The following is a 19,465-nucleotide window of genomic DNA, read 5'->3' as shown; positions in this document are numbered from 1 at the left end:
TGTGCTAAATTGTTAAATTAGCGCTCCAGCTGCGCCAAAAACCGTGAGCACACAACTACCGTCCGACCCGCACCAGCAGAAGATACCGCGCGTGGAAGTGGTGTGGACCGCGGTGACGTACAAGACCGTGGCGGTATACGCGGGATTGCTGACCGCGGTGCTGCTGGCGGGGATGTACCTGCTGGTGCCGGACTGGTACTCGGCGGCCTACCGGAAACTGACGAATGCCATGGGCAGCAGCGAGGGGGAAGCGGCGCCGATGGAGAAGAAGCAGGCGCGCTTCGTGAACCTGGACGGCAAGGTGCAGATCAAGAAAGTGAATTCGGTGGAATGGGTGGATGCGGACTACCGCACGACGCTGGACAAGGGCGACCAGGTGAAGACGTCGGCGGAAGGGGCGGCGCGCATCGCCTTTGCGGACGGCACGACCTACACGGTGAAATCGGACTCCTTCGTGACCGTGGAGGAAAACTCGACCGAGCACGACCGGCCCACGAGCGTGGCCATGCGCGTGACGTCCGGTGCGCTGGACCTGGCGACGCCGAACCTGGCGCCGGGTTCGCTGGCGGTGGTTTCGGTGGATGACGCGAAAGCGCAGGCGCGGCAGAACAGCCGCATGAGCGTAAAGAACGACCCGACGAAGAACGAGCATGAGATCGTGGTGGCGCAAGGCAGCGCGGAGGTACAGCGCGGGTCGGAGCACATTGAACTGGCGCAGTGGGAGAAGGCCAGCTTCGCGACAGGCGGAGCGATCCAGAAATCGACGGTACTGGCGCCGCCGGACCTGGTGGAACCGCTCAATCTACAGCCGCTGATCGTGGCGGACCCGAAAGCGGCGGCGGTGCATTTCGAATGGAGAGCGGTACCGGACGCGGTATCGTATACGCTGCGGATCAGCACCTCGACGGTCTTCGCGAAATACGTGGAGAAGAAGGTGACCGGGACGAGCACGGAGGTCAGCGGGCTGGAAGCCGGGGAGTACTTCTGGAACGTGACGGCGATGGACGTGAGGAAGCGCACGAGCGAGGTGAGCGATACGTTCAAGTTCTCGCTGGTGGCACAGGGCAAGACACAGGAGATGGTGCTGGAAGTAGACGGCACGCAGCTGCACGGACGCGTCGTGGAAATCATCGGGCGCACCGAGCCGGGAGCAGCTTTGATAGTAAACGGGCAGGCGGTATCGATGATCGGGCCGGACGGAAAGTTCCGGCACTTCACGGAACAGCTGCAACCGGGACAGCAGACGATTGTGATTACGGGGCAGAATCGCCGCGGAGGCACGGCGATTCTGCGGGTACCCATCGTGATACCGAAATAAGGACCGCGGCGCGGCCGGCGCGCTGGTCTGGGGCCCGCGGGAAACTCCCGCGGGCTGCGGAGAACTATTTCTCCGCGGGGGGACTGAGGGGACATGAACAAGAACGGATATAATCTGAGGTCGATTTTCAGCCTGTTTTCATCCGACCTAGCGATCGACCTGGGCACGGCGAACACGCTGGTGTTTTCGGGGGGCAAGGGGATCGTGGTGAACGAGCCATCGATCGTGGCCATCAACAAGAACAGCGGCGAAGTGGTGGCCGTGGGGCGCGAGGCCAAGGAGATGCTGGGGCGGACGCCGGGCAACGTGGTGGCCATTAAGCCAATGAAGGACGGGGTCATCGCGGACTTCAAGGTCACCGAAAAGATGCTGACGTACTTCATTCAGAAGGCCCACAACCGGCGGGTGCTGGTGCATCCGCGGATCGTCATCGGCGTGCCCAGCGAGATCACGCCGGTGGAGAAGCGCGCGGTGCAGGACTCGGCCTACCGGGCGCGTGCCAGCGAAGTCTTCCTGGTGGAGCAAGCTATGGCCGCGGCCATCGGAGCGGGGCTGCCCATCGAAGAGCCCTCGGGCAACATGGTGGTGGATATCGGCGGGGGCACCACGGATATCGCCGTAATCTCCATGAGCGGGATCGTCTATTCGCGGTCGGTGCGCGTGGCCGGGAACGAGATGGACGAAGCGGTGATGCAGTACCTGAAGCGCAAGTACAACATGCTGGTGGGAGAGCGCACGGCGGAACAGATCAAGATGGAGATCGGATCGGCGTACCCGCTGGAAAAGCCGCTGACCATGGAAGTGAAAGGGCGCAACCTGATCGAAGGTGTGCCGCGCACGGTGACCATCGACGACAGCGAAATCCGCGAGGCGCTGAGTGAATGCGTGTCCACGATTCTGAATGCGATTCGCGTGGCGCTGGAGCGCACGCCGCCGGAGCTTTCGGCGGACATCAGCGACCGGGGCATAGTGCTGACCGGCGGGGGGGCGCTGCTGAAGAATCTGGACAAGCGCATCCGCGAGGAGACCGGGTTGCCGGTGTCCATCGCCGACGATCCGCTGGCGTCGGTGGTGCTGGGCACGGGAAAGATGCTGAGCGACTTCCGGCTGCTGCGGCAGGTGTGCATCGATTAAGAGGAATTGCGGAAGGAAGGAAAGACGGCGGCCTGCCGACCGGGTCGGGAGAAATGCCGCTGGAAGAGCTTGGCTACGCCGGGGAATGGCCAAGCAAGTGAAGAGATACGGGTTCCGAGTTTCGATCTCCCATGGCCGCTATTGCTTCGCGTCACCGATCGCTGGTCCTGCTCGCGATTGCCATCGTCGCGCAGGTGCTGCTGCTTGCCGTGCAGATTCAGCAGGCCCAGCAGGGCCGGCATGACCGGCTGATCCGCGTGTGGACGGTGGCGGTGATCTCGCCGTTTGAGCGCGCCGGGGCCTGGGGGGTGGGCAAAGTCCGCAGCACCTGGAACCATTACTTCGCGCTGCGCTACGCGGCGCAGGAAAACGACAGCCTGCGGGGTGAGCGCGACACCCTGAAGATGCAGATCAACCAGCTGCAGGGCCGGGCCGCGGAAGCCGACCGCCTGGTCGCGCTGCTGAAGTTCCGCCAGGAGCACGCCAACGCTCCGCTGATTGCCGCGCGGGTCATCGGCACCAGCGCAGAGGCTGCCAGCCAGACCATCTACATTGACCGCGGGGAACGCGACGGAGTCCTCGCCAACATGGGTGTGATCACGCCGGACGGGGTGGTGGGCAAGGTGCTTGAGGCCTACCGCAACACCTCGCAGGTGCTGCTGCTCACGGACAAGGATAGCGGGGTTGGAGCCATGCTCGCGGATTCGCGGCTGCAGAGCCCGGTAGTGGGGATGGGCGAACCACTGCTGCAGATGAAGTACGTGAGCGAGGATGATGCGGTGAATCCCGGGGAGCGCGTGGTAACCAGCGGGATGGACCGGATATTCCCGAAGGATCTGCCGGTGGGCACGGTGGTGGACGTGAAGCCCGGCATGCCTTTCAAGTTGGTGCGCGTGCGGCCGGCGGCGGGGCTGCAACGGCTCGAAGAGGTGCTGGTGCTGCAGACGCTGCAGCCGCTGGACTTGAGGAAAGAAGCGGAGCCGGAGGCCGCAGCCCCGGCTAAGAGCCGGGCGGGGTCAGCGCCGGCAGCGGCCAAGCCATGAACAACGATACCTTTGACCTGCGCCTGGACACGGAAACACACATCGAGGTGCACAAGTTTCGCGCCGGGGCGGTGGTGGCGACCATGGTGGCGGCGCTGGTGCTGCAGGCGCTGCTGCCCGTCTATTTCCCCAAGGCCGCCATCCTGGACCTGCCGCTGCTGCTGACCACGTATTTCGGGCTGAGCCGGCGCAATCCCTCGACGGGGCTGCTACTGGGGATGGTGATCGGACTGTTGCAGGACAGCCTCAGCAAGTCGCCGCTGGGCCTTTACGGCATTGCGAAAACAGTGATCGGGTTCATCGCCTCGTCCATCGGAGGGCGGCTGGACACGGAACACCCGGCAAGCCGCTTCGCGCTGACCATTGTCTTCTTCGGGGTGCATCAGGGAGTGATTGTGCTGATCAAGCGCCTGCTGCTGGCGCAGCCGGAGACCTGGTTCACGATGCGGCTGGGGCTGGCGGCGCTGGTGAACGGCGTCGTGGCCGTCGGGCTGTTCTTCCTGCTGGACCGGCTACGCAAACCGTCCTGAGCGGTTTTCCCTGTTCCAGCAAGTGCACAGGCGGACCTGCATAGGTTCTAGTCCGCGAGTTGCAGTTTTTCGAGATACGTATTGAAGGCCGCTTTGACCTTCCTTTGCGGCAGTACATCCCGCCAGACAAGATGAAGTAACGAACCTACGCACACGGATTGAAGCATGAAACGCAACTGTCGTCTGCGGGGATGCCAGCGGACTGTCAGCAAAAAGACACCGGGATGGCAAGAAAACGGGCCGGCGCGGGCCGATGAAGCCGGCCCGCTCCGCTCGAGATGACCGAGCGGTGATCTTGGCATTTTGCTTAGGAGTTCTAGCGGGTAAGGAGGAACTGCTTGAACTCTTCGTAGTCGGCGGACATGGGGAGGGAGAGCTTGGGGCGCTGGAGGTAAACGGCGAGGCGCTCGGGAAGCTGGGGGGCGATGCCGACGGCGCGCAGGACCACATCGGCGAATTTTGCGGGGTGGGCGGTGGAGAGGACGATGCCTTGCGACGGCTCGGGATGCTCGCGGCGGTAGGCTTCCCAGCCGAGGACGCCGACGGCGGTGTGGGGATCGACGAGATAGTGGTGGCGCTCGTGAATCTGACGCATGGCGGCGAGGGTTTCTTCGTCGGTGGCAACGTGGCCCCAGATTTCGCGGCGCACTTCGTCGAGGCGATTGCGGCAGAGGGCCAGGAGGCGCGGAAAATTATTGGGATTGCCGACGTCCATGGCGTTGGAGTAGGTGGCGGTGGCCGCGCGCGGACGGAACATGCCGGTGCGCAGGTATTCGGGGACGGCGTCGTTGACGTTGGTGGCGGCGACGAAGCGGGCCACGGGCATGCCGATGCGCTTGGCGAAAATGCCGGCGGTGAGATTGCCGAAATTGCCGCTGGGTACGGCGACGATGAGCGGGGTGGAGGTGGCCGGGAGGAGGCGGTAAGCGGCCACGTGATAGAACATCTGCGGGAGCAGGCGGGCGATGTTGATGGAGTTGGCGGAGGTGAGAAAGGTGCGCTGGTTGAGCGCGGCGTCGGAAAAGGCCTGCTTGACCAGACGCTGGCAATCGTCGAACGTGCCGGTGACTTCGAGGGCGGTGATGTTTTCGCCGAGGGTGGTGAACTGCTTTTCCTGGGCTTCGCTGATGCGCCCGCTGGGGTAGAGGATGATGACGCGGATGCCCGGGACGCGCAGAAAGCCGTGGGCCACGGCGCTGCCGGTATCGCCGGAGGTGGCGACAAGAACGGTGAGCGGGCGGGTCTCGCCGCGGACGAAATAGGCCATGAGGCGGGCCATGAAGCGCGCGCCGAAATCCTTGAAAGCCAGCGTGGGGCCGTGGAACAGCTCGAGAATGTGCAGGCCGGGGGAGAGCGAAACGAGGCGCACCGGGAAATTGATGGACTCGCTGACGATCTGCCAGAGGACCTCTTCGGGGAGTTCCGAGCCGGTGAAGGGGCGCACCACGCGATAGCAGACTTCGGTAAAGGGCAGGCGGCGGAACTCCTCCAGCTCGTCCGGGGAATGGCGCGCGATCTCCACGGGCATGTACAGGCCGCCGTCGGGCGCCAGGCCGCGGAGGACCGCGGAGCGCAGCGAAGTAAGCGGGGCCTGGCCGCCGGTGCTGCGGTACCTCATCGGGCACGCTCGAGGGCCTGCTGCACGAGGGCGAGAAAGGCCGCGGCGTCGAGAGCGGCTTCACGCAGGGCGCGGATGGGAATGGCGCAGTGCGCGAGGACTTCGTAGCTCTGGCGGCGGGCGGCGATCAGCGCGGGATAGCAGCGGGCTACGGTGTCGCGCGGGGTTTCGCCGGAGCGCGGCTGAAACGTGCCGCGCCAGAGGACCGGCTTGGGATTGGTGAGATAGCGCTCGATGAGGAGTTGCTGCTCTTCGGCGGAGGCCGCGAGATAGACGACCTTCATCTGGCGGCGCAGGCGCATGAGCAGGTGATTGCCAGTGTAGATGACGCTGCCGGTGGTATCCAGGACCAGAGGTTTTTCGGGCTGGCGCGCGAGGTCCCCGAGGACCTCATCGAGGACGGCCGTCTCTTCGCGGAGATACTGCGATTCGCGCTCGCCATAGTGCGGGCTGTCCGGCCAGCCCATCCAGGCGGCCACGCCGCCGATGCCGGCATAGCCGCCGGCGGCCAGGAGCGGCCGGAGACGCTCTTCGATGAGGTCGTCACAGGAGAGCGCGGGATAGCCGGCTTCGGCCAGCTTGCGGGTCCAAAAAGTTTTGCCCGAGCCGGACATGCCGATGAAGGCCAGACGCAACGGAGCGTGAGAGGTCGTGGTCATCGTTGTGTAGAGAACACTCTACGATAACGCGGCGGTTGGCAGTCCGGCAAGGCGCGCGGCCACTTGAGTTGCAGCCGCGGCCTTAAGACCGCGGAGATTTCTCGTGGTTCGGGCCAGGCGGAAGCGCTGGGGGAAAGAAAGAAAAGACCGTCGCCTGTATGCGTGACCGCGAAGCGGTCAACTGTCGGTGTGACCGCGAAGCGGTCAACTGCAGAGGGCGGCTACCGCGTTTCGTTCTGCGGGCTATTGGCTTGCGCTGGGGGACGGTTCCATCGTGGTCTGCTGGCCGAAGGCGATCTGCCAGTGCCCTTCGCGCTTGACGAAGACGCGGGTGACGTGGAGGGTCTTGCCGCTGCGCGGCCGGTGTTCGGAGCGCATGACCGCCGAATTGCCAAAAGGCCACACCTGCATGGACTGCACCTTGGGCGGGATCAGCACGGTCGAAGTGCGCTTCAGCTCCTTGATCATGGCGATGCGGTCGGCCTTGTCGAGGGGCGGACCGCCGTCGGGGGTGACGAAAATAAAGTCGTCGGTGAAATTGGGGATCCAGGCGTCCACGTCATTATCCAGGACGCTGCGCTCCACGGCCTGCCACATGGCGACCACTTCCCGCGCGGCCGGATCTTCCGGTTTGTAGGGGACGGTCTGGCAGGGATTGTCGCAGTCGACCGGGGCGCCGCCGCTCGGGGAGCCGAAGCCCTGTCTGTGCTCCGGGACGTGCTCGGCAATTTTGGTTTCCTGATAGACGAGGACACGCCAGCCCGCGGGCCGCTTGACCCAGGCGCGCACAAAACGCACGCCAAGATTCCGGGAGGAAATGCGGTGTGCGCCGCGAACCAGGATGACCTGATCATAATCGCGCACTTGCAGATCCGTGTCGCTCTCCGCGGCGAGCGCCGGCAAATCCTGAAGGATCTCGGCCCTGGTCCGGGTTTTCCCGGTGTGGTCCGTCCAGGTGAAATCTGCGTCGAGCAGGGCGTCGGCCGCGGGTTTGTCGCCCTTGGCGATGGCCTGGAGCAGAGCGTGGTCGGCTTGTCGCACGGCCTGGTCCTCTATTTCTGTGACCGCGAAACGGTCAACGCCGGCAGCAACAACGGTGCGGCTGGGGAGAGCGGCAACAAGGACAGTGCCGAAGACGGCGGCGAAGAAGGCCGAGGAGATGAAGCGTTGCATACGCCCTCCGGGAGGCGGGGATAAGGGGAAGGCGGATTCTAGACTGATAACAGCAGCGAAAACAACGGCATTCTGCGCCAGGGCCCGAGGCAGTGTGCCCCCGGGGAGTTGTGAACAGGGAGCGGGCAAGGCCCCGACGGCTGTCCGGGGCGGGGCCAGACTGGCCCCGCTGGAGCAGGCCAATTCCCCGGAATGTGCGCGGTGCAGTCTTCGAACCTGTCCCGGGAGGCAGCTTGCGCGGGTATGCGGCAGGTGATAGGTTTAAAAATGCCTTCGTTCTGAGCAGGTTGACCGCTTTGCGGTCACACTTGCAGTTGACCGCTTCGGGGTCACGCAGACAAAGGAAGGCCGGGCGGCGGTTCGGAAGCTTTGCCGGAGTGCTACGGGAGTTTCGAGAGCCTCGCGCTGTGGAAAACTTGGGTGTGACGCGAGAAGGCCAGTGTGGGCCGGGCCGAGTGGACCGCTTTGGGGTCACGGAAATAGTTGACCGCTTCGCGGTCACAGAAATGAATGAGGCTCCCCCGATCGAAATCGGGGCTCGCGCGCGGGGTTCCTGTGTCGTACTGGTTCCGCAACGATAATCGATTGCCACAAGGGCGGCTGTCGGTCGCCTCTTACGTCATCATCGGAATGATCGCGCTACTGCTGCTGGGGTTCTGGAAGCTGCAGGTGATCGATTCCGACAAATATGCGCTGATGGCGGAGCGCAACCGGGTGCGCTCGATTCCCATCATCGCGCCGCGCGGGCGGATGCTGGACCGCGATGGGCGCGTGCTGGTGGACAACTACCCCTCTTTCAGCGTACTGCTGCTGCGCGACGATCCCGGGCAGGTGGAGAAGAATCTGCCGCAGATCGCGGAGGGGCTGAACGTGCCGCTGAGCGATCTGCGCGAGCAGTGGGAGGCGGCGCGGAGCCTGCCGAAATTCCAGCCCATCGTGATCAAGCCGGAAGCGACGAAAGCGGACGTGGCGTTTATTGAATCGCACCGCACCGATGTGCCGTACCTGGAAATGCTGATGGTGCACCGGCGGCGGTATCTGCCGGGCGGGTTCATGGCCCACGTGAGCGGGTACGTGGGAGAAGTGAGCGAGAAGCAGATTGAAGCGAGCGACGGGCGGCTGCGGCCCGGGGACATCGCGGGAAAAACGGGACTGGAACGGGAGTACAACGATCTGCTGATGGGCACCGACGGGATGCGCCGGGTGATCGTGAACAGCGTCGGCAAGGAAGTGGGGCGGCTCTCCCAGCAGGAGGCCATTCCCGGGAAGCAGATCCAGTTGACGATTGACTACGACCTGCAGGAGGCGGCCGAACAGGCGCTGCAGGGGCGCAAAGGAGCGGTGGTGGCGCTGGACCCGCGCACGGGGGAAGTGCTGGCCATGGTCAGCCGGCCCGCGCCGGACCCCAACGATTTCGCGATCCGCGTCTCCAAGGATGAGTGGAAGCGGCTGAACGAAGATCCCGACCGGGCGCTGCTGAACCGGGCGATTCAGGCGCAGCTGGCGCCCGGGTCGGTGTTCAAGATCGTGATGGCCACGGCGATGCTGGAGACCAAAGTGTTGCCGGAAAGCTACACGGTCTTCTGCCCGGGCTATGCGACGTTTTATGGGCGGATGTTCAAGTGCCACACCTTCGGCAAGGGCGGGCATGGGCTGGTGGATTTCCACAAAGCCATCGTGCAATCCTGCGACATTTTCTTCTACAACGTGGGCATGCGCTTGGGGATCGACAAAATCGCGTATTACGCGATGAAGCTGGGGCTGGGCCATCGCACGGGGATCGACCTGCCCAGCGAAGAGCCCGGGCTGGTACCGTCCGAAGAGTGGGTGCAGCGGGTGTTTCATCGCAAGTGGTACGCCGGGGAGACCATCTCCGTGTCCATCGGGCAGGGGGCCCTCACGTCGACGCCGCTGCAACTGGCGCGGATGATCGGGGGGGTGGCCATGGGCGGAGTGTTCAAGCAGCCGCACCTGGTGAAGGATGCGCGCCACGTGGGCGAGGAGCGCTTCGCGATAGCCGATGCGACGGTGGAGAAGGTGACGCAGGGGATGTATGGGGTGGTGAACGAGGGCGGAACGGCGGCGGGGGCACGGTTGCAGGGCATCGAATTGTGCGGGAAGTCGGGGAGCGCGCAAGTCATCGGGTACAACACCCGGGACAAGGTGGGCAAGCAGGCGCGGTTCAAGGATAATGCGTGGTTTGTGGGCTACGCGCCGCGGCGCAATCCAGAGATTGTGGTTTCCGTACTGATCGAGGAAGGCGAGCACGGGGGCGCCGTGGGGGGACCCGTGGCGCGGGATATCATCAAGGCCTACTACGACAAGAAGGCCAGAAAGACGCAGGGGCAATACACCGTCGACTATAAGCGGTATGATCTCGGCGACGGGAGCCCCACGGCAGGAGTTGTCCAGCCACCCCAGGAAGCGAAGGCGGCGCAACAGCCCGGAAGACCGAACCGGCCCCCGGTGCGTAAGCCGGCAGAGCCCGTAGTAAGCGTGGCGCCGCTGCCCGCGGCGGACATCGAGAACCGGCACTAGGCGCAGGCGGGGAGCGGGGTTGACCGCTTCGCGGTCACACTAGTGAAGGATGCGAGCCGGGAAGGCTCGGCGAGAGGGACAGAAGAGTTCGCAATGAAAGACGCTCCAGGAAACCGCGAATACGACTGGTGGCTGCTGACGCTGGTGCTGGCCATCTGCACCATCGGGGTGGCGGAGATCTATTCCGCGACGCACGCCAGCCACCTGGCAGGGATGCACACCAAGCAGATATGGTGGCTGGGACTGGGGCTGGTGTGCCTGTTCGTGCTGTCGCGGATCGACTATCACCTGATCCTGGACCAGGCGCCGGTGTTCTACCTGATCGGGCTGGCGGCGCTGGTGGCGGTGCTGGTGGTGGGGCATACCCGGTTTGGGGCCAAAAGGTGGATTCCCTTGCTGGGGCAGTATCTTCAGGTGTCAGAACTCGTAAAGTTGATTATAATTATTCAGTTGGCACGTTTCTTCAGTGAAGTGCGCTCGGACCATCTCTCGCTGGGGGATTTGCTCAAAGCGGGAATGCTGGTCGGCGTGCCACTAGGGCTGATCCTGCTGCAGCCGGACCTGGGCACGGCGCTGGTGTTGATGCCCATGCTGGTGGTCGGCGCGTTCCTGGCCGGGTTACAATGGAAGCATGCCGTGGCGATCGCCCTGATCGGAATTCTCCTGTTGCCCGTAGGCTGGCATGTTTTGAAGCCGTATCAGAAAGAAAGGATTACCTCCTTTTTGCGACCGGAAGAAGACCCGAAAGGATCCGGCTACCAGTTGTTGCAGTCGAAGATCGCCGTGGGTTCGGGGGGATTCTGGGGCAAGGGGTTTGGCAACGGCAGCCAGAATCAACTAGGCTTCGTGCCCGTCCGCTATTCGGATTTCATCCTGGCGGCATGGGCCGAGGAACAAGGTTTTAAGGGCGTGCTGCTTGCCTTAGGTCTGTACATGGCGTTGCTTCTGCGTTTGGTGCAAAATGCCCAGCGCGCGAAAGATCGCGCGGGAATGTTTCTCGTCATGGGCGTTGCAGCGGCGCTGGGGTTCCATGTTTTGGTGAATGTGGCCATGGTCATCGGCTATATGCCGGTAACCGGCATCCCGCTGCCGCTGATGAGCTACGGGGGTTCGGCCACGTTGTTTGTGTTTTTGGCGATGGGCCTGGTCATGAACGTACGGTTGCGCCGTTTCGTCAACTGAGCCCGTCACCGGTTTCCGCCAGCCGCCAGATCACAGCGCGAGCGGCAGCGGATAGGAATTCACGATTGAGGATCGCATCGTCCGCCGTTCGCCCGTCAAATACCCGGCAACGGAACTACCGCGAAAGCATGGGGAAGCACTACCCCTCCGGCTTCGAACGTCCGGCCACATCCCCAGGGGTGTGGCCAGCGTACGCCCCGCTCACAACGGGACGGGACTCCGCCGGGCCCGGGCTTGCGGCGATGCCTCCTGAGGAGTTTTCATGGCAAAAGAACTGGTTATTTCCGCACCCGCCCACGAACGGCGAGTCGCGATTCTGGAAGAAGGACAACTCGTAGAGATTTACATCGAACGCGAGAAAGAGTTCGCGCTGGTTGGAAGCATTTACAAGGGCCGGGTCACCCGCGTGCTCCCGGGCATGCAGTCGGCCTTCGTGGACATCGGCCTGGACGGCGACGCCTTCCTGTACGTCAGCGACGTATTCGAAAACCTGGAAGAGTACGAACCCGCGGGCACCCATGCGGAAGCGCCCCTTGCGGCGCCGCAACCGGCGGCCCCCGCGCTGCCGGAGCGGGCGGAAGCACCCCCGGAAGCCGCGGCTGAGCCGGAAGCGCGCGCGGAAGGCGAGGGCGAAGGCCAGCCGCAGGAAAATATCGGCAACAACGAGGCCGCGCACCGGCAGCAGAGTTTTCAGCCGCGCCCGGAGGGCGGACAATACCGCGGCGGCGGTGGTGGTGACCGCGGCGGGGACCGTGGTGGCGATCGTGGCGGCGACCGCGGAGGACGCGGGCGCTTTGGACGGCGTGGCGGGCGGCACCGCGGAGGACGCGGACCGGAGCGCGGACGCAACCTGCCGCCTTCCAAGTACGCGTCTCCGCAGGGTTCCGAACCGCGGCCGTTTGAGCCGCGGGGTCCGGAGCAGCGGCGTCCGGAGACGCCGCGCTTTACTGCGCCCCCCGAACCCGTGGCCGGCGGCGAAGAGCCGATCGTGCTGCCGGGCGAATCGCTCGCGAAGTACCGCGGGCGCACTCCAGCGACCATGCTGCCCCCTGATGAGCCGGTGAATGTGCCGAGCCAGCCGCGCGCGGAAGCCGTGGAAACGCCGGCGCCAGTGGTCGAAACGCCGGGCACGCCGCAGCGCGCCAAGCGCAGCCTGCCCAGTTGGCTGCTGGCCAATGCCGAAGCCGAGACGGCCGCGGAGAACGCGCCGCAAGCAGCGCCGGAAACTGCCGCAGCTCCGGCCGTAACCCGAGCGGAGAACAATCTGACGGAGGAAGACGTCGCGGCGCTGGCTACACAGCTCGCCGAAGCCAAGCACGAAGAGACTCAAGCAGAGGCGAAAGCCGACGCCGTCGTGGGCGGCGCGGTGTTCGAGGAAGAGAACGGCGGGATCTCGACCGAAGAAGAGGCCGAGGAAGAGGCGGCCGAAGTAGGCGAGGCGCTCGGCGAACCGATTCTGGAGCCGGGAGAAGAAGAGCTCACGGAAGAGGAAGCACACGAAGAGCGGCTGGCGGAAGCCGAGGAGCACGAAGCCGCTGCCGCCGAAGCGCACGAACTGGCGCACGCGGAAGCGGAAGCGGCGGGCGGCGAAGCGCCGCCGTTGGAACTCGAGGGCGATCTGCTGCCCGGAGAGACCCGCGCGCAACAGCGCGCGCGCTTGCCGCTGGGCGAGGAGCAGCCTGGGGAGGAACAGCCCCGGGAAGAGCGCCCGCGGGAAGAACAGCCTCGGGAATCCGCGCGCATCGGCGGAGATGTGCGGGCGCGCTTCCAGCGTCCACAGAGGGGAGGGCGCGACCGCGGGGGTCCGCGGCATGGGCGGCGCGGAGATCGCGGGGGGCGTCCGCGGCCGGGGTTCGAGCGGCGTCCGCAAGGCGGGCCAGGCGGGCAGGCCGCGCCGTCACGGCGTCCGCAGCTCATCTCCGAAATGCTGAAGGCGGGCCAGGAAGTGATCGTGCAGATCGCCAAGGAGCCGCTGGGCAAGAAGGGCGCGCGGATTACCAGCCACGTGGCCCTGCCGGGGCGTTTCCTGGTGTACATGCCGACCATCGACCACGTGGGGGTGTCACGGAAGATTGGGACGGCGGAAAACCGCTCGCGGCTGCGCCGGCTGGTGAGCGAAGCCAAGGGCAGCTTCCCCGGGGGGTTCATCGTACGCACGGCGGCGGGCGAAGCGACCGACGAAGAAGTGCGCGCGGACATCGAGTTCCTGGGGCGCACGTGGAACGAGATCAAGAAGCGCGGGGAAGACCGCAAGGCGCCGGCGCTGCTGCACCGCGACCTGAACCTGGTGGAACGCATCCTGCGCGACTACGTGAACGATGAATACACGGCGATCTGGATCGACAACGAAGAGGAGTACGGCAAGGTGGTGGAGTTCGTGAACCGCTTCCAGCCCAAGATGGTCAACCGGGTGAAGCTGTACACGAAGGAGACGCCGATCTTCGAAGAGTTCGGCATCCAGCACGACCTGGACAAAGCGCTGCGCCCCAAGGTGTGGCTGAAGTCCGGGGGCTACATCGTCATCAACCACACGGAAGCGCTGGTGGCCATCGACGTGAACACCGGCAAGTACGTGGGGCGCGGGTCCACGCGGCTCGAGGACACCATCGTCAAGACCAACCTGGAAGCGGTGAAGGAGATCGTGCGGCAGATCCGGCTGCGCGACCTCGGCGGAATCATCGTCGTGGACTTCATCGACATGGAAGAGCGGCGCAACCGGGAGCGGGTGATGTCCGCGCTGCAGCAGGCGCTGGACGAGGACAAGGCGCCGTCGAAGGCCCTGGGGTTCAACGAGTTCGGGCTGGTGGCCATCACCCGGAAGCGCACCAAACAGGCGCTGGAGCGCGTGCTGTGCCAGCCCTGCCCGTCGTGCTCCGGCTCCGGCATGGTCAAGTCCATCCCCACGCTGTGCTACGAGATCCAGGCGGAAGCGCGGAAGATGGCCACGGACCAGGATGCGCCGAACCTGACGCTGCGCGTGCATCCGGAAATCGCCAAGGCGCTGAAGACGCGCGAGGCGATGCTGATGGACGAACTGGAGCAGACCTCGCACAAGCACGTGATCATTCAGTCGGACGCCACGCTGCACTGGGAGCAGTACGATATTTACTAGCAACGGGTGACTCGTGACGGGTGACTCGTGGAACAGTCCTGGTTCCAGCGATTCCCGCAAGAACAAAACGCCCGGGCGCGACAGCGGCCCGGGCGTTTTGCTTTTGCAGCACAGGGCGAGCCCGACAGAGATACTGGCCACGTTGCGGAAAGGCGAACGGTCATCACCAATCACACGAGTCACTCGTCATGGGTCACCCGTCACGCCGGGCGAATTTGCGTGTGCTATGATTTCGATTTGCGCAGGGTGGAAGCTGCGGAGAGAGCGAGCGACGCATGACGGCACGCATCCTGGACGGGAACAAGATACGCGAGCAGGTGTTCGCGGAGCTGGCGGTGGAGATCCGCGCGCTGGGCACGGAGGGCATCCAGCCGGGGCTGGCGGCGGTGCTGGTGGGGGAAGATCCGGCCTCGCAGGTGTACGTGAAGAGCAAGATTGCGGCGTGCGTGCAGCTCGGCCTGGCGGGATGGGTGCATACGCCCTCGGCGAGCATCACCACCGAGGAGCTGCTGACCCTGGTGGCCCAGCTCAACGAGAATAACGCCGTGGACGGCATCCTGGTGCAGTTGCCGCTGCCGCCGCAGGTGGATACCAAGCGCGTGCTGGAAGCGGTAGACCCGGCCAAGGACGTGGACGGGTTTCACCCGGTGAATTTGGGGCGGCTGGTGAGCGGGCGCACGGGCCTGGTGGCCTGCACGCCGGCGGGGTGCATGGAGATTTTGCGGCGCAACGGCATCCCCATTGCCGGGGCGAACGCGGTGGTGCTGGGGCGCAGCGACATCGTGGGCAAGCCGATGGCGCTGCTGCTGATGCACGCGAATGCCACGGTGACCATCTGCCATTCGAAGACGCACGACCTGCCGGAAGTGGTGCGGCGCGCGGATATCGTGGTGGCGGCCATGGGTAAGGCCGGATACGTGCAGGCGGAGTGGATCCGGCCGGGCGCGGCGGTGATTGACGTGGGCACGAACCGGGTGACGGACGCGGCGGAGGCGGAGCGGCTGTTCCGCAACCATCCCGAGCGGCTGGCGAAGTTCCGCGCCAAGGGGCAGGCGCTGGTTGGCGACGTACATCCGGACGCGGTGAACGTGGCCGGGGCGCTGACGCCGGTGCCGGGCGGCGTGGGCCCCATGACCATCACCATGCTGATGAGCAACACGGTGAAAGCGGCGCGGCTGCGCCGCGGCGCGCCCGCGGCGGTAGTGCATGGGGCGCCGGCGGGTGGCGCAGCGCCGGCGCGCGGCGCGCGCTGACACGTTCATGCTGAAACTCGGCCTCACCGGGGGAATCGCCTGCGGCAAGAGCGCCGTGGCGGGGATGCTGCGCGAGCTGGGCTTTGCGGTGCTGGACGCGGATGCGCTGGCGCACCGGTTGATGGAGCCGGGGCAGCCGGCGCACGACGAGGTGCTGCGCGAATTCGGCGCGGAGATCGCCGATGCCAGCGGGCGCATCGACCGCGCGAAGCTGGGAGCGCTGGTCTTCGGCCACCGCGAACGGCTGGAGCGGCTGAACGCCATCGTGCACCCGCGGGTGGCGGAGGCCATGCAGCGGCAGTTCGCGGAGTGGGAGCGCGGCGGGCAGGCCGCGGTGTTTGTGGAGGCCGCGCTGATCATCGAGGCGGGCTTTCAGAGGCAGCTCGACGGCGTGGTGGTGGCGTGGTGCCGGCCGGAGCAGCAGATGGAGCGGCTGTTGGCGCGGGGGCTGGGCGAGGAAGAGGCGCGGCGGCGCATCGTTTCGCAGATGCCACTGGAGGAGAAGCTGCGGCACGCCACGGAGACCATCGATTGCTCAGGGACTCTGGAAGAGACGCGGCGGCAGGTGGAGGCGCTGGCGGAGAGGCTGCGGCCGCATGGGCCGCATGGCTAGGAATTGTCGTTTTGAGCCCACCCGATTCACCTTGAGCACAGCAAAAGGTACTGGTGGGAGAAGGACGCCGGCGTACAGGCTTTGCTCGAAGTATTCGCCGAGATTCTCCGCTTCGCTCAGAATGACAATGATGGTGCGTTGGTTGAACGAAATGGAATTTGCGAGGGAGGCAGGAAGGAAATGGCCATGAGTGAAGAACAGGCAGGGAATCGAATCCGGTGGGCGGCGCTGGCGCTGCTGGTGCTGCTGGGAGGCTTTTACGCCGGGTCCAAGTGGGGGCCGCGGCAGGCGGAGCGCGTGGAGGCGCTGCCGCTGGGCGCTGCCGCGGAAAACGCGAGGCAGCGCGACGCGGGGCTGACGGACGAAGAGGCTATCAACGTACGGGTGTACCGGGAGGCCGCGCCGGCGGTCGCGAATATTCTCACCAAGGCCACGCAGTACGATTTTTTTATGGATCCGGTGGCGGTACAGGGCGCGGGGTCGGGCTTCGTGATCGATCCGCGCGGCTACATCCTGACGAATTATCACGTGGTTGCGGAGACGCAGACGATCGAAGTGGTGCTCGGCGACCGCACGCGCTACCCGGCGAAATTCATCGGGGCGGACCAGCGCAACGACGTGGCGCTGATCAAGGTGGAGCCCAAGGGCAAACCGCTGGTGGCGCTCCCGCTGGGGGATTCCTCGGCGCTGCAGGTGGGGCAAAAGGTGCTGGCCATCGGCAATCCCTTCGGATTTCAGAGCACGCTGACGACGGGCGTGGTGGGCGCGCTGGGGCGCACCGTGCAGACCAGCGAGACGACGATCATCGACGAGGCCATTCAGACCGACGCGGCGATCAACCACGGCAACTCCGGGGGGCCGCTGCTGAATTCACGCGGTGAAGTGATCGGGATCAACTCGGCAATCTACACGCCGAGCGGAACGACGGCGGGGATCGGCTTCGCCATCCCCATCAACACCGCGAAACTGATCGCGCACGACCTGATGACCGAAGGGCGCGTGCGCCGGGCGTTTCTGGGCGTGGGCACACTGCCGGTAGGCGGATGGCTGGCGGAAGCGCTGGACCTGCCGGTGCAGGACGGCCTGATGATCGAAACGGTGGCGCGCGGGGGCCCCGCGGAACGCGCGGGGCTGCGCGGGGGCGACCGCACGGTGGTAGCCGGGATGCGGCGGATCCTGGTGGGCGGCGACGTGATCGTCGGCATCGACGGGCAACCGGTGGCCAACCAGCTGGACATGAACGTGGCCATGAACCGCAAGCGGCCGGGCGACAAGATCACGGTCACGGTTTTCCGCGGCGCGAAAAAGATGGACATTGCGGTGACGCTCGGCGAGCAGTCCGGCAGTTAATCCCCGCGCCGGCGGCGGGACACGCAGGAATGCCGGGTCTACTGGTCGAATTCGGCGCAATACTGCGCGCGTTCGGCCGCGGTGAGGGAATACCAGGATTCGGCGATGTCACGGACGCGTTCGAGGGCGCGCTGCATTTCGGCGTGCTTGGCATCGAGCAGGTCGCGGCCGGCGTCCGCCGGGACATAGATGGGCGGGGCGAAGAGGATGACGGCGCGCGCGAAGGGCTTGGGCAGGAGGAAGCGGTCCCAGGTCTTTTCGAAGGTGATGCCGCGGTCCACGCCGATGTGGAAGACCATGACGGGGCAACCCGTGCGGCGGGCGAGCATCACCGGGCCGGGCTTGGCCACGTAACGCGGGCCGCGCGGGCCGTCGATGGTGAAGCCCACGTCCAGGCCTTCCTCCAGACGCTGGGCCATGACCGCGAGGCCGCGCAGGCCGCCGCGGCTGGAGCTGCCCTGGGCAGTGCCGAAGCCCAGCCACTCGATGACCTTGCGGGTCCACTGGCCGTCGAAGGCGGTGGTATTGAGGATGACGATGCCGCGATTGCGCGCCCACCAGGCGATGGGAATAATCACGCGGTGCCAGAAGGCCCAGATGCAGCGCTGCTTCGCGGCGTAGACGCGCCCGGCGTGCTGCCAACCGTGAATTTCGTAGCGCAGGGTGGGGCCGAGGGCGCGGATGACGCTGTAGACGGCCGCGGCGATCAGCGGGATCTGCAGGCGCCGGGTCAGCGGCAGCCGGGGCAGCCGCGTATCGTAATGTGAACTGACGGGCTCCTGGGGAGCGCCGCCCGCTGCCGGCGAAGTGCTCATCGGCGTATAGTATAGGCGAGCTTTCCGGCCGGTGCTCGTGCCGGATCCCCGAAATGCGCCGCAACCCCCAAGACGGCCTGAAGTCGCCCCGCCGCGCGCTGCTAGCCGCGGGCGGCATGCTCTGCTGCGCGGCCGCGGCGGCCCTGGCGGGCGTTCCGGCTGCCCCGCTCCCGGACGAGCCGCCCAAGGAAGCCGTGGGCATCATTGACGGCAACTCCATCGCGGTGCAAGGCCCGCTGAAGGTGGAAGTGGCGGGCGAAGAAGTGCGCACGATTCTGCTCAGCGGGGGCGATGTGCGGGTGAAGTCCGGCAGCGCGCGCGTGGATCTGAGCGAAGGCGGGCAGCTATTCATCTGCGGGCCGGCGCATTTTTCGGTGCTGAAGTCCGGCGGGGCGCTGACCGTGGCGCTGGACTCCGGGACGATTCATGCGCGCATCGAGAGCGCGCCGGCGCTGACTATCTACACGCCGCAGATCCAGGCGCAGCCGGTGGCCATCGGCGGGGACGCGCAGGACCTGCTGGTCGGGCTGGACGCGGCGGGGGCCATGTGCGTGCGGGCCAATTCCGGCGCGGTGCGCATCGAGCAGCAGCTCACCGGGCAGAGCGTGCTGCTGCCCCAGGGCGCCAACGTGCAACTGCTGAACGGGCAGATCGATTCGCTGCAGACGAGCGGGGGGCGCTGCTCCTGCGAGTTGCAGGCGGGTCTGCCGGAAATCAGCCGGCTGGCCTCGGGCGACGAGGTGCGGGCCGCCAAACCTTCCGCGGAAAAAGCCGCGCCCAGGGAAGAGCCGGTCTACCAGGTGTTCATGCCGCCGCTGGCGTTCAATGCCTCGGCGGCGGTGCAGCCGGAGCCGGACCCCCGGCTGATCCTGCTGGTGCGGCGGGTGCGCGTACGGCCCACGCTGATTTTTCAGGGCCGCGTGGAGGGCGAAGCGGTGGCTTCGGCCGCCGTTGCGCCGCCACTCGCCGCGGCACCGAATGCGGCGGCCGGGGCGCCGCGGAAGAGCGCGCCTGCCGCGGGCTATTCCGTCGTGGATCGCGTGCGCAGTCTTCTGCAGCGCATCTGGCCGCGCAGTTCCTGAGCGCTCGCACCGTCAACTATTGCAAACACCGCTGGTTGAGATCCT

General features: G+C 65.7%; 15 protein-coding genes. 11 read left to right on the top strand and 4 right to left on the bottom strand.

Features of this window, described 5'->3' with window-relative positions:
* Positions 1-43: 43 nt before the first annotated feature.
* The 4 genes from LAN61_12105 (at position 44) to mreD (ending at position 4,025) form a co-directional block, all read left to right on the top strand.
* A complete protein-coding gene (locus LAN61_12105) occupies positions 44-1,318 on the top strand; it encodes a FecR domain-containing protein (protein ID MBZ5541250.1) in 1,275 nt (424 codons plus the stop codon).
* A gap of 93 nt (positions 1,319-1,411) precedes the next feature.
* Positions 1,412-2,452: a rod shape-determining protein gene (locus LAN61_12100; protein MBZ5541249.1), complete on the top strand. Its 1,041-nt coding sequence runs from the start codon at positions 1,412-1,414 to the stop codon at positions 2,450-2,452.
* A 131-nt stretch (positions 2,453-2,583) separates the two neighbouring features.
* The gene (mreC, locus tag LAN61_12095; GenBank protein ID MBZ5541248.1) at positions 2,584-3,495 is read left to right on the top strand and encodes a rod shape-determining protein MreC; all 912 of its coding nucleotides are present in this window, start codon (positions 2,584-2,586) and stop codon (positions 3,493-3,495) included.
* On the top strand, positions 3,492-4,025 hold the full coding sequence (gene mreD, locus LAN61_12090; protein MBZ5541247.1) for a rod shape-determining protein MreD: 534 nt from the start codon (positions 3,492-3,494) through the stop codon (positions 4,023-4,025). The genes mreC and mreD overlap by 4 nt, the downstream gene beginning before the upstream one ends.
* A 316-nt stretch (positions 4,026-4,341) precedes the next feature.
* On the opposite strand, the gene thrC is transcribed toward mreD, so the two are convergent.
* The 3 genes from thrC to LAN61_12075 all read right to left on the bottom strand — a co-directional run bounded on the left by thrC (position 4,342) and on the right by LAN61_12075 (position 7,475).
* Positions 4,342-5,643 (bottom strand): threonine synthase, encoded by a 1,302-nt coding sequence (gene thrC / locus LAN61_12085; protein MBZ5541246.1) that lies wholly within the window; start codon positions 5,641-5,643, stop codon positions 4,342-4,344.
* Entirely contained in the window at positions 5,640-6,302 is a 663-nt protein-coding gene (locus tag LAN61_12080; protein MBZ5541245.1) for a hypothetical protein, read from the bottom strand. The genes thrC and LAN61_12080 overlap by 4 nt, the downstream gene beginning before the upstream one ends.
* A gap of 243 nt (positions 6,303-6,545) precedes the next feature.
* Positions 6,546-7,475 carry a nuclear transport factor 2 family protein gene (locus LAN61_12075; protein MBZ5541244.1) on the bottom strand — a complete coding sequence of 310 codons (930 nt, stop codon included), beginning with the start codon at positions 7,473-7,475 and terminating at the stop codon, positions 6,546-6,548.
* A gap of 555 nt (positions 7,476-8,030) precedes the next feature.
* Between LAN61_12075 and mrdA the strand changes: the two genes are divergently transcribed.
* The 6 genes from mrdA (at position 8,031) to LAN61_12045 (ending at position 17,523) form a co-directional block, all read left to right on the top strand.
* On the top strand, positions 8,031-10,013 hold the full coding sequence (gene mrdA, locus LAN61_12070) for a penicillin-binding protein 2 (GenBank protein MBZ5541243.1): 1,983 nt from the start codon (positions 8,031-8,033) through the stop codon (positions 10,011-10,013).
* A gap of 93 nt (positions 10,014-10,106) precedes the next feature.
* Positions 10,107-11,195, top strand: coding sequence for a rod shape-determining protein RodA (gene rodA, locus LAN61_12065; protein MBZ5541242.1), 1,089 nt, complete (start codon positions 10,107-10,109; stop codon positions 11,193-11,195).
* 262 nt (positions 11,196-11,457) lie between these two features.
* Positions 11,458-14,307 (top strand): Rne/Rng family ribonuclease, encoded by a 2,850-nt coding sequence (locus LAN61_12060; protein ID MBZ5541241.1) that lies wholly within the window; start codon positions 11,458-11,460, stop codon positions 14,305-14,307.
* A 275-nt stretch (positions 14,308-14,582) separates the two neighbouring features.
* Positions 14,583-15,560: a bifunctional 5,10-methylenetetrahydrofolate dehydrogenase/5,10-methenyltetrahydrofolate cyclohydrolase gene (locus tag LAN61_12055; GenBank protein MBZ5541240.1), complete on the top strand. Its 978-nt coding sequence runs from the start codon at positions 14,583-14,585 to the stop codon at positions 15,558-15,560.
* Entirely contained in the window at positions 15,514-16,173 is a 660-nt protein-coding gene (gene coaE, locus LAN61_12050; GenBank protein MBZ5541239.1) for a dephospho-CoA kinase, read from the top strand. Before LAN61_12055 ends, coaE begins: the two co-directional genes overlap by 47 nt.
* A gap of 186 nt (positions 16,174-16,359) precedes the next feature.
* Positions 16,360-17,523: a trypsin-like peptidase domain-containing protein gene (locus tag LAN61_12045; protein ID MBZ5541238.1), complete on the top strand. Its 1,164-nt coding sequence runs from the start codon at positions 16,360-16,362 to the stop codon at positions 17,521-17,523.
* 38 nt (positions 17,524-17,561) lie between these two features.
* On the opposite strand, the gene LAN61_12040 is transcribed toward LAN61_12045, so the two are convergent.
* Positions 17,562-18,338, bottom strand: a complete 777-nt coding sequence (locus tag LAN61_12040; GenBank protein ID MBZ5541237.1) for a lysophospholipid acyltransferase family protein — start codon at positions 18,336-18,338, stop codon at positions 17,562-17,564.
* A 53-nt stretch (positions 18,339-18,391) separates the two neighbouring features.
* Between LAN61_12040 and LAN61_12035 the strand changes: the two genes are divergently transcribed.
* Complete coding sequence (locus tag LAN61_12035; GenBank protein MBZ5541236.1) at positions 18,392-19,420, top strand: hypothetical protein; 1,029 nt, start codon at positions 18,392-18,394, stop codon at positions 19,418-19,420.
* Positions 19,421-19,465 lie beyond the last annotated feature (45 nt).

It is taken from the genome of Terriglobia bacterium (genome assembly GCA_020072785.1).
In the GTDB taxonomy this organism is placed as follows: domain Bacteria; phylum Acidobacteriota; class Terriglobia; order Acidiferrales; family UBA7541; genus Acidiferrum.
The sequence above is the reverse complement of the archived record's forward strand: the minus strand, read 5'-3'. Positions and strand labels throughout refer to the sequence as shown.

Coding starts and splice junctions, on each gene's coding strand:
- LAN61_12035 (MBZ5541236.1), top strand. CDS start 18,392: ATGCGCCGCAACCCCCAAGACGGCCTGAAGTCGCCCCGCCGCGCGCTG.
- mreD (MBZ5541247.1), top strand. CDS start 3,492: ATGAACAACGATACCTTTGACCTGCGCCTGGACACGGAAACACACATC.
- LAN61_12075 (MBZ5541244.1), bottom strand. CDS start 7,475: ATGCAACGCTTCATCTCCTCGGCCTTCTTCGCCGCCGTCTTCGGCACT.
- LAN61_12055 (MBZ5541240.1), top strand. CDS start 14,583: ATGACGGCACGCATCCTGGACGGGAACAAGATACGCGAGCAGGTGTTC.
- LAN61_12045 (MBZ5541238.1), top strand. CDS start 16,360: ATGAGTGAAGAACAGGCAGGGAATCGAATCCGGTGGGCGGCGCTGGCG.
- LAN61_12080 (MBZ5541245.1), bottom strand. CDS start 6,302: ATGACCACGACCTCTCACGCTCCGTTGCGTCTGGCCTTCATCGGCATG.
- LAN61_12060 (MBZ5541241.1), top strand. CDS start 11,458: ATGGCAAAAGAACTGGTTATTTCCGCACCCGCCCACGAACGGCGAGTC.
- thrC (MBZ5541246.1), bottom strand. CDS start 5,643: ATGAGGTACCGCAGCACCGGCGGCCAGGCCCCGCTTACTTCGCTGCGC.
- coaE (MBZ5541239.1), top strand. CDS start 15,514: ATGGGGCGCCGGCGGGTGGCGCAGCGCCGGCGCGCGGCGCGCGCTGAC.
- LAN61_12100 (MBZ5541249.1), top strand. CDS start 1,412: ATGAACAAGAACGGATATAATCTGAGGTCGATTTTCAGCCTGTTTTCA.
- rodA (MBZ5541242.1), top strand. CDS start 10,107: ATGAAAGACGCTCCAGGAAACCGCGAATACGACTGGTGGCTGCTGACG.
- LAN61_12040 (MBZ5541237.1), bottom strand. CDS start 18,338: ATGAGCACTTCGCCGGCAGCGGGCGGCGCTCCCCAGGAGCCCGTCAGT.
- mreC (MBZ5541248.1), top strand. CDS start 2,584: ATGGCCGCTATTGCTTCGCGTCACCGATCGCTGGTCCTGCTCGCGATT.